General features: G+C 67.3%; 12 protein-coding genes. 7 read left to right on the top strand and 5 right to left on the bottom strand.

Features of this window, described 5'->3' with window-relative positions:
* Positions 1 to 162: 162 nt before the first annotated feature.
* Positions 163 to 798, top strand: a complete 636-nt coding sequence (locus tag Q8N19_RS02755; protein ID WP_305588111.1) for a TetR/AcrR family transcriptional regulator — start codon at positions 163 to 165, stop codon at positions 796 to 798.
* 6 nt (positions 799 to 804) lie between these two features.
* Here the strand turns inward: Q8N19_RS02755 and Q8N19_RS02750 are convergent, their stop codons facing one another.
* The gene (locus Q8N19_RS02750; protein ID WP_305588110.1) at positions 805 to 2886 is read right to left on the bottom strand and encodes a transglycosylase SLT domain-containing protein; all 2082 of its coding nucleotides are present in this window, start codon (positions 2884 to 2886) and stop codon (positions 805 to 807) included.
* Positions 2887 to 3016: 130 nt separating this feature from the next.
* Here Q8N19_RS02750 and dapA point away from each other — a divergent pair, with 130 nt between their 5' ends.
* From dapA to Q8N19_RS02735, 3 genes are read left to right on the top strand one after another with little or no spacing between them, the layout of a single operon-like run.
* Positions 3017 to 3901 (top strand): 4-hydroxy-tetrahydrodipicolinate synthase, encoded by an 885-nt coding sequence (gene dapA, locus Q8N19_RS02745; RefSeq protein WP_305588109.1) that lies wholly within the window; start codon positions 3017 to 3019, stop codon positions 3899 to 3901.
* Positions 3902 to 3908: 7 nt separating this feature from the next.
* A complete protein-coding gene (smpB, locus tag Q8N19_RS02740; protein ID WP_293316850.1) occupies positions 3909 to 4364 on the top strand; it encodes an SsrA-binding protein SmpB in 456 nt (151 codons plus the stop codon).
* Entirely contained in the window at positions 4361 to 5119 is a 759-nt protein-coding gene (locus Q8N19_RS02735) for a GNAT family N-acetyltransferase (RefSeq protein WP_305588108.1), read from the top strand. Before smpB ends, Q8N19_RS02735 begins: the two co-directional genes overlap by 4 nt.
* Positions 5120 to 5265: 146 nt before the next feature.
* On the opposite strand, the gene Q8N19_RS02730 is transcribed toward Q8N19_RS02735, so the two are convergent.
* Together Q8N19_RS02730 and Q8N19_RS02725 are read right to left on the bottom strand one after the other, a co-directional pair.
* A complete protein-coding gene (locus tag Q8N19_RS02730; RefSeq protein WP_305588107.1) occupies positions 5266 to 5922 on the bottom strand; it encodes a uracil-DNA glycosylase in 657 nt (218 codons plus the stop codon).
* Positions 5909 to 6508, bottom strand: a complete 600-nt coding sequence (locus Q8N19_RS02725) for an NYN domain-containing protein (protein WP_305588106.1) — start codon at positions 6506 to 6508, stop codon at positions 5909 to 5911. The genes Q8N19_RS02730 and Q8N19_RS02725 overlap by 14 nt, the downstream gene beginning before the upstream one ends.
* Positions 6509 to 6512: 4 nt before the next feature.
* On the opposite strand from Q8N19_RS02725, the gene folK reads away from it, so the two are divergent.
* Positions 6513 to 7040 (top strand): 2-amino-4-hydroxy-6-hydroxymethyldihydropteridine diphosphokinase, encoded by a 528-nt coding sequence (gene folK, locus Q8N19_RS02720; RefSeq protein ID WP_305588105.1) that lies wholly within the window; start codon positions 6513 to 6515, stop codon positions 7038 to 7040.
* A 253-nt stretch (positions 7041 to 7293) separates the two neighbouring features.
* Here folK and Q8N19_RS02715 read toward each other — a convergent pair whose 3' ends face one another.
* Positions 7294 to 7986, bottom strand: coding sequence for a tetratricopeptide repeat protein (locus tag Q8N19_RS02715; protein WP_305588104.1), 693 nt, complete (start codon positions 7984 to 7986; stop codon positions 7294 to 7296).
* A 280-nt stretch (positions 7987 to 8266) separates the two neighbouring features.
* Between Q8N19_RS02715 and rpoZ the strand changes: the two genes are divergently transcribed.
* Both rpoZ and Q8N19_RS02705 read left to right on the top strand, forming a co-directional pair.
* Positions 8267 to 8626 carry a DNA-directed RNA polymerase subunit omega gene (gene rpoZ, locus Q8N19_RS02710; protein WP_293316865.1) on the top strand — a complete coding sequence of 120 codons (360 nt, stop codon included), beginning with the start codon at positions 8267 to 8269 and terminating at the stop codon, positions 8624 to 8626.
* Between the two features lie 179 nt (positions 8627 to 8805).
* Positions 8806 to 10884, top strand: coding sequence for a bifunctional (p)ppGpp synthetase/guanosine-3',5'-bis(diphosphate) 3'-pyrophosphohydrolase (locus Q8N19_RS02705; protein WP_371133775.1), 2079 nt, complete (start codon positions 8806 to 8808; stop codon positions 10882 to 10884).
* A 22-nt stretch (positions 10885 to 10906) separates the two neighbouring features.
* On the opposite strand, the gene Q8N19_RS02700 is transcribed toward Q8N19_RS02705, so the two are convergent.
* The gene (locus Q8N19_RS02700; protein ID WP_305588103.1) at positions 10907 to 13285 is read right to left on the bottom strand and encodes an acylase; all 2379 of its coding nucleotides are present in this window, start codon (positions 13283 to 13285) and stop codon (positions 10907 to 10909) included.
* Between the last annotated feature and the right edge of the window lie 51 nt (positions 13286 to 13336).

The following is a 13336-nucleotide window of genomic DNA, read 5'->3' as shown; positions in this document are numbered from 1 at the left end:
TCTCGATTACGAAAAACCCGCCCGGCGCGCCAGAGGATGAAACTCTATAGGGTGCGGTATGGTCCATGGCGGCTGAAAAGCCTCGGCAATCGGGCGCGGGGTTGTCACAGGACGGAAATTGGTTTCCGTTGACCTGCTGTGTACGAGGGGGAGTTTGAGTTGGTGAGCGTCAGCACCACACGGCGCCGGTCGGCCCGCAAGGCCAAGGGCGACGGACATCTGAGGCGGGCCGAGATCCTGCAGGCGGCCGAGCGCATCTTCGTGGCTGACGGCTACGAGGGCGCCACCATCCGGCGGATCGCCGAGGAGGTGGGAGTCTCTTCCACCGCCCTCTACATGCACTTTCCCGACAAGGCCTGCATTCTGCTGGAGATCTGTCAGGGGGTGATGCAGGAGCTGCTCGACCGCAACAGCCAGATCGCCGAGCGCCCCCTGGACGCGGTCAACCGCACCCGCATGATGCTTGACGCCTATATGCGCTGGGGTTTTGAGCACCCCAACGCCTACCAGCTGGTGTTTTCCGGGACCCATCCCTTCCCGCAGGGCGCCGACGGGACGGACGCCACGGCCGAACTGGCCGCCGCCTGCTACGACAAGTTCAGCGGCGTGGTGCGCGAGATCGCCGCCGAGGGCCGGCTACGGCTCGGCGACGGCGACAGCGCAGCCCAGGCGCTATGGGCCGCCTGCCATGGGGTTGTGGCCCTGCGGCTGTCACGCCCGAACTTCCCCTGGCAGCCTGAGGACGAGCTGATCCAGGTGACCATCGAGGGCCTGCTCAGCGGCATCACTATCGACTGATCGCGGCTATTGCGCGGCAGCCGGTCGGGGATAGGCGTAGCCGCCCTTGGCGAGGTCCTGTGAGATCGTGATCTTGGCCGTGCCGTTGTTGAGACGGGCGCGGTAGACCTGCGCGCCTTCCATGACCCGCATCACGTAGTTGCGGGTTTCCGAGAACGGGATGCACTCCACGAAGTCGATCGGATCGGTCCCGGCCCCACGGGGATCGCCGCAGAAGCTGATCCACTGGCTGGGACGTCCGGGGCCCGCATTGTAGGCCGCGATGGCCAGGGGGTAGGAGCCGCTGAACTGGTTCAGCATCTGGGAAATATAGGTCTGGCCCAGGCGCATATTGTAGTCCGGGTCATCCAGCATGCCCGGGGAGTAGGAGACGCCGATCTGGCGCGCGACGATCTGGGCGGTGGCCGGCATCACCTGCATCATGCCCCGGGCGCCGACCGGCGAGCGGATCAGCGGATCAAAGCCGCTTTCCTGCCGGGTGATCGACAGGGTCAGCGCCAGCTCCGGCGCATTGGGCACCTGCGGCGGGGTTCGATTCGGATAGCCGCGCAGGGGCAGGACATGGCCCAGGGTGGCCGCCCCGCGGACTACCAGCATGGAGCCTGTCTGATCCCCGTAGCCGCGGGCCATGTCGACGATCAGGGCCTGCTCGGCGCTGTTGGGCACAGTGTCCTTCAGGTGCAGGGCGAAGGTCCGGAAGAGGCCCGATTCGCCGATCTCGTTCAGCCGGCGGGCGGCGCGGACCACGTCGCGGCCCTCGAAGCGGGCGCGGTCGAACTCGGTGATCTCCGGCTCGGGCGGCAGGGTCATGGTCCCGTCGCCCACCTTCTCGCCGGCCAGCTGGCCGTAGAAGGTCGTGCTGTGCTCGGCGGCGGCGGCGTAGAAGCGCTGGGCGCCGGCGGCGTCGCCCATGGCTTCATGCGCCCGGCCCCGCCAGTAGAGGGCGCGGCCCCGGGTGATGGGCGAGGAGCCGATCTCGGCGATGGCGGCGAAGTGGCGGTCGGCCAGCTCGGCGTTGTTGAGCCGACGCAGGGCGATCCAGCCGGCGTAGAATTCCGCCTCAGCGGCCGAGGCGCCCACGGTCAGGCCCGTATTGGCCGAGGCGCGATAGGCGTTGCGGTAGTTTCCAGCCCGCAGGGCCGCCAGGGTCATCGGATAGCGCTCGCGCCAGACGCGCGCTGCGGCGGCGGTCACCTGCCCCTGGCCGGGGGGCAGGGGCGCCAGCGTGTCATAGGCGCGGGCCTCGTCCCCGCGAGCCCGATAAAAGGCGGCGCGTTCGAAGGCGATGCCCGGATGGGCGGCCTGATCAGGCGTCAGGCGCGCGATCATCGCCTCGGCCCCGGCCGAACGGTTGCGCAGGGCGATACGGGCCTCGGCGATCGCCCGCTCACTGGGGGGCAGAAGACCGAGCATGGCCTGGGCGGCGGGGCCCTGTTGCCCATAGAGCAGGTGGTCGGCCCGCTCCATATGGTCCTCGGGCCGCAGATAGCCGCCGAACTGGGCGAGCATGGAGGCCTGATCCCCGGCCTCGAAGGTTTCGTCACGCCAGAACCGGCGGATCAGGGCGGTGGCTTCGGCCTGCTGGCCGGTGGCGTTCAGGGCGCTGGCGAGCGCCATGGCGCCGCGGGCGGTGACTGGGGCCTCGCCGCCGAACCAGGCGATGGTCTGTTGGGGCGACAGCCCGGAGGTGACCAGGAGTTTCTCGGCGGTTTCCTGCCGCTTAGCGCTGCGGGGCCAGGCGGCCAGATCACGCCTGGCCTGGTCGGCCTCGAAGAAGCCGATCGATTCGCCGGCCGCATCGACCAGCGTCCAGACAGCGATCTTCTTGGCGATGTCGTCCGACATGGCGTCGATCAGGCTGCGGGTTCCGGCCACGTCACCGCGGCGTGCGGCGGTCAGGGCCTGGCGCAGCAGCTGGTTCTCGCTGACCGACAGCGGCGCCAGCGGCGCGCGGTTGACCGGCTGCAGTTCAATGGGGCGGGGAAACGGGTCGTTCGTCGTGGCCCGCGGCGTCTGCGCATGGGGAACGCCCACCACCAGGAACAGGGCGGCGGCGGTCAGAAGGGTCTTCGGCGCAAGGACGTGCAAACAGGAACTCCAGGCTCTCGCCCATCAGGGACGATACGGGCGGTTGCGGCCAGGGCCGCGCCGGACATATTGTCCGCGCAACATCATAGGCCGCAACAACATGCGGCGCTTTCACGGCTTTTTGCAGACAATGTCCGAACCATTATTCAGGGGCGTCATGCCGGCCCTGGTGACCCCCTTCCGCGATGGCGCGGTGGACGAGGACACCTATGTGGCCCTGATCGAGCGCCAGATCGCCGGCGGCGTCCACGGTCTGGTGCCCGTCGGCACCACCGGCGAGACCTCGACGCTTTCCCATGACGAACACCGCCGGGTGGTCGATCTGTGCATCAAGACGGCGGCTGGCCGGGTGCCGGTGATCGCCGGCGCCGGGTCAAACTCGACCCGCGAGGCCATCGAGCTGGTCAAGCACGCCAAGGCCGTGGGCGCCGATGCGGCCATGGTGGTGACGCCCTATTACAACCGCCCGAGCCAGGAGGGCATGTACGCCCACTATGCGGCGATCAACGAGGCCGTGCAGCTGCCGGTGATCGTCTACAATGTGCCCTCGCGCACCGGGGTGGACATCTCCAACGAGACGCTTGGCCGGCTGTCCAAGCTGCCGAACATCGTGGGCGTCAAGGACGCCACCGGCGACATGACGCGGCCGACCATGCAGCGGCTGCTGTGCGGATCGGATTGGGTGATGCTGTCGGGCGATGATCCCAGCGCGCTGGGTTACATGGCCCACGGCGGCCATGGCTCGATCTCGGTCAGCGTCAATGTGGCGCCCGATCTCTGCGCCACCTTCTACAACGCCGCCCTCAGCGGCGACTGGAAGACCGCCCTCTATTGGCAAGACCGGCTCTATCGCCTGCATCGGGCCCTGTTCACAGACGCATCCCCTGGCCCCACCAAGTTCGCCATGGCCCATCTGGGTCTGTGTTCGGAGGAGGCGCGCCTGCCGATCACCCCAGCGTCCGAGGCCTCGCGCAAGGAAGTCCTGGCGGCCATGCATGACGCCGGACTGATCTGAGGACCTCATGGCGGGAAAACCCATCGCCGAGAACCGGCGCGCAAGGTTCGACTATTTCCTCGACGACGCCATGGAGGCGGGCCTGGCCCTGACCGGCAGCGAGGTGAAGTCCCTGCGCGCGGGCAAGGCCAATATCGCCGAGTCCTATGCCGCCGTTGAGGGGCGCGACATCGTGCTGATCAACGCCGACATCCCGCCCTACGCCAAGGCCAGCCACTTCAACCACGAGCCGCGCCGGCCGCGGAAACTGCTGCTGCATCGCAAGCAGATCGACCGGCTGATCGGGGCGGTGCAGCGGGAGGGGCGCACCATCGTCCCCACCAAGCTCTATTGGAACGACAAGGGCCTGGCCAAGCTGGAGATCGCGCTGGCCAAGGGCAAGAAGCTGCACGACAAGCGCGAGACCTCCGCCGAGCGGGACTGGGCCCGCGACAAGGCCCGCCTGCTCCGCGACAAGGGGTGAGCGCGACCTCGCCAGGCCCGGCCGAGATCGAGGCCATCGAGCGGGCGACGATCGCCGCGGTGGCCCATGAGGTCCATGAGGTGATCGGACCCTGGATTCTTGGCCTGCGCCCTGGCTCCATCGGCCGGGCCCATTCGGCTGCGCCCCTGACCCACACCCTGGTGCGCGATGAGGGCCTGATCGCCCGGATCGAGGCGGCCTATCGCGTCCGGTCCATGTCGCCGGTCTTTCGCCTGCCCGAGGTTGAGGGGCTGTCGAGCCATGCCGAGGCCCTGACCGAACGGGGTTATGTCCCGACCCAGCCGACCCAGGTGATGCGCGCCGACCTGGCCAGGGTGGCTGCAGTCGCGGACCCGGACGAGGTCGTCCTGCTGGACCGCCCGGACGAGGCCTGGGCATCTGTGTTCCTGGGCGAGGGATTTGATCCCGAGGACGGCGCCCAGCGCGTGGCGGTGCTGTCCAATTCGCCGGGCGCGGTGTTCGCCGCCGTGCGCGACGGGGAGGGGACCCATGCGGTGGGTGTGCTCAGCCTGGCGGAGGGCTGGGCCAGCCTGCATGGCATGCGCACCCGCCGCGATCGCCGCGGGCAGGGCTTGGCGGGCCAGGTGATGGCGCGTCTGGCGCACGCGGCCCTGGAGCGGGGGGCGACCAAGGCCTTCCTGCAGGTGGAGACGGGCAACGCGCCGGCGCTCGCCCTCTACGCCCGGGCGGGCTTTACGCCGCTCTGGCGCTATCACTATTGGCGGCTCGCCTAGACCTTCATTTTTCCCGTCCCCCTCGCGCCTGACGCGAGGGTCCATGAACACCGGGCTGGCCTCAGTGTTCATGGATGGTCGGATCAAGTCCGACTCTGACGGAAGAGGCGAGGTGACCTTCGTCTGCAGTGGGGGCGGACCAGCCTCTAGTCCGTGAGCAGTTCGCGGGCGCGGATGAAGATGTCCTCGAACATCTGCGGCGTCAGCCGGCCGGTGTTCGTGTTCAGCCGGGAGCAGTGGTAGGAATTGATCACCCGGTAGGCGCCGGCCTGGAACTCTGACCCGTGGCCGCCGACGCCGGCGCTGGCCTTCAGCCCCAGGGCCTTCAGCACATTGCGACGTGAGACATCGCCCAGGGTGACGATCACCTTGAGGTTCGGCAACTGGTCGAGCCGCGCGGTCAGGAACGGCCGGCAGGTGTTCTCTTCGCTGGTCTCGGGCTTGTTGCCCGGCGGGGCGCAGCGCACGGCGTTGGTGATCAGGCAGTCCACCAGCTTGAGCCCGTCGTCGGGTCGCGCCTCATAGGACCCCTGCGCAAAGCCCTGCTTGATGAGGGTCTCAAACAGCAGCACCCCGGCGAAGTCGCCGGTGAAGGGCCGCCCCGTTCGGTTGGCGCCCATGCGTCCGGGCGCCAGCCCCACCACGGCCAGGCGGGCGCCCGCGTCGCCGAAGGAGGGCGCAGGGCCGTTCCACCAGTCGGGATGGGCGTCACGGTTGACCTGTCGGTAGGCCACCAGCCTTGGGCAAAGCGGACAGTCGCGGGGCGGTTCGGCGGAGCTCACGGCCGGCTCAGGCCTCGGCATCCGCCTCGGTCTCGCTGGAGCTGGTCATCCGGCTTTCCTGGATGAACCTAGGCAGGCGCGAGGGCCGGCCGATGATCTCCGACAGGTCGGCCAGATCGATGAAGGCGTCGGCCTGGCGGCGCAGGTCGTCGGACGCCATCGGCGGCTGCGACTTGACGGTGGAGACCACGGTCACCCGCGCGCCTTTGCGCTGCACCGCTTCGACCAGGCAGCGGAAGTCCCCGTCCCCGGAGAACAGAAGCAGATGGTCGGCGTGCTCGGCCATCTCCATCATGTCGACGGCGATCTCCACGTCCATGTCGCCGCGCCAGCGCTTGCGCCCCTGGGCGTCGGTATATTCCCGGGCGGGTTTGGTCACCAGGCGGAAGCCGTTGTAGTCCAGCCAGTCCACCAGCGGGCGGATGGGGGAGTACTCCTGGTCCTCGACAAGCGCGGTGTAGTAGTAGGCCCGCACCAGCACGCCGCGCTTGCGAAACTCTTCCAGCAGCTTGCGGTAGTCGATGTCGAAGCCGAGTCCCTTGGCCGCCGAGTACAGGTTCGCGCCGTCGATAAAGAGGGCGAGCCGATCGGTGGGGTAGAAGGTCATAAGCGTGGAATTCCTTGAAAGCGGCGCGGGGTCGGGCTGGGACGGAGCGGTAGTGATCGCCCTGGGCAGTAATCTCGCCGGAGATTTCTCGTCCTCGGAAGCCCTTCTGGAAGCCGCCCTGGCGCGTCTGGATCAGGCGGGATTGCCTGTTCTTCATCGGTCCCGCTGGTGGCGCTCGGCCGCCTGGCCGGACCCCTCAGCCCCGGAGTATCGCAACGGCGTCGCCATTGTCGAGACGCCGAATGAACCGAGTTCGGTTCTGCGTACCCTGTTTTCAATCGAGGCGGAATTCAACCGCAATCGGGGCGAAAGGAACGCCCCCAGGACACTGGATCTCGATCTGATCGCCCATGGGCGGGCGGTGATCGAGGCCGCAGACCTGATCCTGCCCCATCCCCGCGCCCACACCCGCCTGTTCGTCATGGGACCCCTGGCCGAAATCGCACCGGACTGGCGCCATCCGGTGTCGGGGCAGACGGCGCAGGCGTTGGCGGTGGGGGCGAGCGTGGGGTGCGACGCGCGGGCAGGGTAAGACAGATCCTGGAGGTGGGAAGCGCACTACATTTAGAATTCGAGGCTAGGCTGAACTTTCGTTCGATGATCGGCGTCGCTGAAAAGGGTCTGCTGCCGCCGGTTACCTCGGGTAGTGTGCTGCGGGGCACCGGGAAAGACGACACGCGCCTGTCGCGCCGTGACCGGTCCCCTCGGTAAAACCCTGCAGGCCCAACGTTCCCGCAATGCGTTGGGCGTCAACAGACCTGATAGCGGTGCGTGGCCCGACTTTCCTACCAGTCTCCAACCTTCTCCGGCCAGGCGCCCCGCTTTTTAGCATCCGCAAGTTTACTCATCAGCGGAAAAATCGCCAGCAGCGCTCTAAACCACATTACAACCCCGAATCTTCCTCTCAGCTCAAGCACCCTCAACTCCCTCTCCGCTGAGAGAAATCCCATTCCGGCGGCGCCCTCAAGCAACTCTCCGGACCTACTCAAATCGGCCTCAATTAATTCACCATACGCATACGCTATACCAAGCGAATACATTGCCGGTGCATAGTTCATGCGAGAGGCCTGATCAAACATTTCAACTGCCTGCTTCGTATCTCCGCGCATTGTCGATATAATCGCCAGGTTTGTTAAAGCTAAAAGAGACCCGTTTGACGCAGCACGCTCGTACCACCCCTTTGCTGTATCCAGATCCAGCTGATGGCCTCGCTGAAGATAAAATCGATCTCCCATAAAATTCATTGCTAATATTGACCCATTATCTGCAAGCCGCGACATGAGGGTCATTCTTTCGGTTTCATCGATATCTGCCCGAGATATGATGATTTCGTACTCCTCAAGATTCGCATCCTGATCGCGATCAGATGGGGGTCTATTGTTGCGCAATTTCGTTCGTACTCCATGATTTGTCTGTTGACTGCTAGGGCGATAATAGACGCAGTATTCATCCCGGATTTCAATAATAACGTCTAGCACTCATCGCGGCCCAATGGAGGGGGCGTCAGCAATCCGGAAGAGTGGAGTGCGGGGCTTGCCCGGAGACTCGCGATTGTCGTCTTTGTGCTCGTAGCTGGGGAAATGCGCCAACGCTCGAAGCGGACCTGCGCGGATCAGGCTTGCGTGCCGTAGGGCGACCGGGCCAATGGCTAGCGCCGCCGGAAACGCGCGCTCGAATGCGGCGCTCCTTCTCTGCGGCGTTGCACAATCGGTGCAAACCGCCTATTTTGGCGGGTTCTAGATCAGATCTGAGGATTTCATGGCCCGCGTCACCGTCGAAGATTGCATCCAGAAGGTTCCGAACCGCTTCAACCTGGTTCTTCTGGCGGCCCATCGTGCGCGGGGCATCTCGGCCGGCGCCCAGCTGCTGGTGGACCGGGACAACGACAAGAACCCCGTGGTCGCCCTGCGCGAGATCGCCGATGACGTGGTCGACGCCGAGGAGCTGCGCGAGAACCTGATCTCCAGCCTGCAGCGTGTGGACGAGCACACCGAGGCTGAGGAAGAGGCCGAAACCCTGGCCCTGCTGGCCGACCCGACCCACGCCCAGATGAGCGAGCTGGAACTGATCCGGGCCCTGCAGAGCGACCGGGATGGCGGTCAGGAGGAGCGGTACTGAGCCCCGAAGGCGCAGACCCTCTAACCGTCCAGGCGGCCCAACCCGTCGCCGAGCTCAAGGACGCGCCTGTTCCGGCGCGTCCGCCCAAGCTGCTTCGCCAATATGAGCTGATCGAGAAGGTCCGCTCCTACGACCCCACCGCCGACGAGGCGCTGCTGAACCGCGCCTATGTCTACGCCATGCGTATGCATGGCTCGCAGAAGCGCGCGTCCGGCGACCCCTATTTCGCCCACCCCATCGAGGTGGCGGGCATCCTCACCGATTACCGGCTAGACACCGCGACCATCGTCACGGCCCTGCTGCATGATGTGATCGAGGACTGTCCGGTCAGCCGGGCCGATATCGACCAGCTGTTCGGCGAAGAGATCGGCGAGCTGGTCGAGGGCGTCACCAAGCTCTCGCAGCTGGAGGGCAATTCCGAACATACCCGCCAGGCGGAGAACCTGCGCAAGTTCATCTTGGCCATCTCCAAGGACGTGCGCGTCCTGATGGTCAAGCTGGCCGACCGGCTGCACAACATGCGCACGCTGGAGTTCATCAAGAACCCCGCCAAGCGCGAGCGGATCGCCCGGGAGACCCTGGACATCTATGCGCCGCTGGCGAGGTCCATCGGCTGTCACCGCATCTGCACCGAGCTGGAGGAGCTGGCCTTCATCCACCTGAACCCGGTGGCCCGGGACGCCATCGGTCGGCGGCTGTCGGCGCTGCGTCAGGAGCAGGGCGGGGCGGTCTCGGTGGTCTCCGACGAGGTGCTGGGCAAGCTGGCCGAGGGCGGGGTTCCGGCCCGGGTGTTCGGCCGCGAGAAGCATCCCTTCTCCATTTGGCGCAAGCTGCAGCGCAAATCGATCGGCTTCTCCCAGCTGTCGGACATCTACGCCTTCCGGGTGATCGTCGACTCCGAGGAGGACTGCTACCGGGCGCTGGGGGTCATCCACCGGGCCTGGTCCAGCGTGCCCGAGCGGTTCAAGGACTACATCTCGACCCCGAAGCGGAACAATTACCGCTCGATCCACACCACGGTGGTGGGGCCGCGCGGCATGCGCATCGAGATGCAGATCCGCACCGAGGCCATGGACCGGGTGGCCGAGGACGGGGTCGCCGCCCACTGGCGCTACAAGAACGAGAGCTATGGCTTCGACGCCGAGGCCCAGGCCGCGGCCGGCGGGCGCGACCCGCTGGTCAATCTGCGCCACCTGGTGCAGCTGCTGGAGCATGGCGGCGACGTCGACGAGCTGGTGGAGCACGCCAAGCTCGAAATGTTCCTCGACCAGGTGTTCGTCTTCACGCCAAAGGGCCGGCTGGTCAGTCTGCCCCGGGGCGCCATGCCGCTGGACTTCGCCTATGCGGTCCACACCGATGTGGGCGACACCTGCATCGGGGTGAAGGTCAATGGCGAGCTGCGCCCCCTACGCACCCTGCTGCAGAATGGCGACGTGGTGGAGGTTATCCGCGGCGCCAAGCCCGTGGTGCCGCCGGACTGGCGCTCGCTGACCGTGACGGGTCGGGCCCGCTCGGCCATCCGACGGCATATCCGCCAGAGCGAGAAGGACGAGTTCACAAGGCTCGGTCGCGCCACGGTGGAGCAGACCTTCGAGCGGGCCGGCAAGCGACTGGCCGACGTCTCCCTGCGGCCGGCGCTCGACCGGTTCGCCACCGCCACTGAGGATGATCTCTATGAGGCTGTCGGCCGGGGCCGGGTCACGCCGACCCAGGTGCTGGACGTGGTCTTCCCCGGCCTGAACGCCCAGGACCGTGAGGCGGCCACCGCCCAGCGCCGGATCGAGGGCGGGGCCGGCGCCCGGCTCTATGTGCGCGGCAGCGGCCTGACCCAAGGCATGACCCTGCACTTCGCCCCCTGCTGCAGCCCGGTGCCCGGGGACCGGATCGTCGGCATCCTCGATCCGGAAGGCGGCGGCCTGGCGGTCCACACCATCGATTGCGCGACCCTCGCCGAGTATGAAGACCGCGAGGAGGTCTGGCGCGACCTGCAATGGACGCCGGAGGCCGAGCGCAACACCATCTCCCGGTCGAGCCTGGTGGCGACGATCAAGAACGCGCCGGGCATGCTGGGCCAGGTCTGTACGGTGATCGGCGAGGCGGGCGGCAACATCGTCAACCTGCGCATGCACCACCGGCAGCGGGACTTCTTCGACGTGGACTTCGACCTCGAGGTCAAGGACGCCAAGCACCTGACCCACATCGCCGCAGCCCTGCGCGCCAATCCCAGCGTCGAGACGGTGGACCGGGCGAAGGGCTGAACCCGCCGCCCGGTCGCTATGGTCAACGGGTCAGTCGAGTCACGGTCAGGGCCGGATCAGCAGCGATCTCGGCCTCGGTGAAGGGCAAGGGCCACCAGGCTTCGGCGGCATAGAGACGGGTCTGATCCCCATAGTGGGGCGAGGCCGGATGGGCGCTCTGGCCATAGCTGAGCACCGCCTCGGCCTTGGGGCCGTCCGCCTCGAACTCCACCACCTGCACATAGCTTGAGCCATGGACCGGCAGATAGGCCTTGGCCTCATCGCTCCAGACCGAACGCTGGGCGTTCAGCACCCCGATATCGCCGTCCGCGCCGTGGACGGCCAGCCGCTCAGCGCCCACCGGGCGGACCTGGACCTGACCCCAGGGTGCGTCCAGCGCCAGGCCGCGGGACTGGGTCAGCCGTACGGCCTCGGCCAGGGCGCGCAGGGCGGCGGCCCGAACCTCCGGCGAGGGGCTCAGGCCGTGGGGGGTGGTCACCGGCTGCCTAGGATCGAAGGGGATCGCATAGAGGTCAGGGATCTTGTGGGCGGTGGTCCAGAACTCCAGGAAGAGGTGGGTTCCGACGCTGTCGGCATCGGCCCGACGATCCCAGCGGGCCAGGACGGCGCAGGCCTGGGTGAGGTCGAGGACCCCGGTCTCCAGGGTCTGGCGCGGGGTCTGGCCGCAGGCGGCGAGCAGGTCATCCAGGACGAGGTCGGCGGCCAGGACCTTGTTGCGGTAGAGGATGGTCTCCACACCCTTGCGGTCAAACAGGCGGCCGGGTTGTCCATCGCTTCCCTCGCGCCATGCGGTGATCTCCAGCAGGCCCGAGCGGGTGCGCAGGTTCTGCGGCACGCCTTCCTCGCCGATGACCCGCGGATAGCCGGTGAGGGGCGCGGCCGGATTGGTCAGCCAGTAGCTGTCATTGCTGTTGGCCACGAAGTCGTCGCGGAACAGGGCGGGCATGGCGCTCCCGGGCATCAGGCCCCCGTCGGGCGTCTCGGCTGACACGGGCCAGTCACAGGCGCCCCGGGCGCCGTCCAGCACGAAGAGCCGGGCGGCCCGCCAGTTGGCCGCGGCCGGCGCATCCGCCGCGCAGGTCTGCATATGGGCGTCGCTCAGATTGGGCGTTGCGGTGATGTCGGCATAGAGGGCGCGGCCATGACGGTCGGCGGCGATGGTGTTCACCCAGGGCATGCCGACGCTCTCCACCAGGGCCTGGTGGATGTCCTCGACGGAGCTCGCCACGCCGAACCGCAGCCAGACCTCCGAGGCGCGCAGATTGCCGCGGTTGGCGTCGCGCAGGGCGTAGGCGTGGGCTGTGTCCCAGGCAAAGCCGCTGGACGGAGCCGCGACGACGGGTCCGTAGGCCGTCCGATAGACCGTCCTGCGGCGCGGCTCGGCCTCCCCCTTGACGGGAACCTCGACCTGGACGGCCTCGATCGGATGGGGTGCGCCATCCACCATATAGGTCAGGGGATCGCCCGGCTTCAGGTCCAGCTGGAAGAGCGAGAAGTGACGGTCGGTGGAGACGGTGTGAGTCCAGGCCACGTCCTTGTTGAAGCCGATGGAGACGCCAGGCAGGCCGGCCATGGTCACGCCCATGACGTCCAGCTCGCCCGGGAGGGTCAGGTGAACCTGATAGAACCGGTTGGTGGTCGCCCAGGGGAAGTGGGGATTGGCCAGGACAAGGCCTCGGCCCTGTGCGGTCGCCGCCTTGCCGAAGGCCCAGCCATTGCTGCCCAGACCGGCATATTGCGCCGGCTCTGGGGCCCGCAGCGCGGTCTGGGGCGAGCCGCCCGGCGGTTTGGCCGCGACGATCGACGACAGCCAGGCTCCGGCGCTGGCCTGGACCATCTTTTCATCGTTCAGGCGCAGCAGGTCGTCGAGGGTGATGGGCCGGACCCAGTCGGCGTCGCGGCAAGGCGCCGGCAGGGCCGCGCGGCCCGTGTCGCTGAGATAGCGATTATAGCCCGCCACATAGCCCCGGACCATGTCGGCATAGCGGGGATCGACCTCTGCAAAGGCCTGCCGTAGGGCGTCCATGTCGAAGATCGTCCGGAAGAAGACGTCGGCCTCGATGTTGGGGATCGGGCGGAAGGACACTGTGGTCTGTCCATCGGCGCCGAAGGTCAGCGCCCGCTCGCCGCTGAGGGTCACGATCTGGTCGGCCATCAGACAGATGTTGTCCTGGGCGTAGGCATAGCCCGCCCCGAAGCCCAGCCCCTCCCGATCCAGGGCGCGGATATGCGGAACGCCATGAGCGGTGCGTCGGATCTCCACTTCACCCTGTCCCGGCGGGCGCTCGGCCGTCTGCGCCTGGGCTGTCCCTGCCAGGATGATGGCGGCCAGAGGCGCCATGGCTGCGCGCAGAAGCCGCGCCCCGCCGGTCGGCGGGGGTGAGAGGGATGGGGGAGTCATGGGCCGTTTCCTCGAGTGTCGAACCGGGCGTCGATCACGCCTCTGACCCAA

This window comes from Phenylobacterium sp., assembly GCF_030693405.1.
Taxonomy (GTDB): domain Bacteria; phylum Pseudomonadota; class Alphaproteobacteria; order Caulobacterales; family Caulobacteraceae; genus Phenylobacterium.
This window is presented reverse-complemented; position numbering and strand designations above follow the sequence as displayed.

Excerpts from the sequence above, each read along its gene's own strand:
- dapA (WP_305588109.1), top strand. The coding sequence starts at position 3,017 with ATGTCCGAACCATTATTCAGGGGCGTCATGCCGGCCCTGGTGACCCCC.
- smpB (WP_293316850.1), top strand. The coding sequence starts at position 3,909 with ATGGCGGGAAAACCCATCGCCGAGAACCGGCGCGCAAGGTTCGACTAT.
- Q8N19_RS02730 (WP_305588107.1), bottom strand. The coding sequence starts at position 5,922 with ATGCCGAGGCCTGAGCCGGCCGTGAGCTCCGCCGAACCGCCCCGCGAC.
- Q8N19_RS02725 (WP_305588106.1), bottom strand. The coding sequence starts at position 6,508 with ATGACCTTCTACCCCACCGATCGGCTCGCCCTCTTTATCGACGGCGCG.
- rpoZ (WP_293316865.1), top strand. The coding sequence starts at position 8,267 with ATGGCCCGCGTCACCGTCGAAGATTGCATCCAGAAGGTTCCGAACCGC.
- Q8N19_RS02705 (WP_371133775.1), top strand. The coding sequence starts at position 8,806 with ATGCGTATGCATGGCTCGCAGAAGCGCGCGTCCGGCGACCCCTATTTC.
- Q8N19_RS02700 (WP_305588103.1), bottom strand. The coding sequence starts at position 13,285 with ATGACTCCCCCATCCCTCTCACCCCCGCCGACCGGCGGGGCGCGGCTT.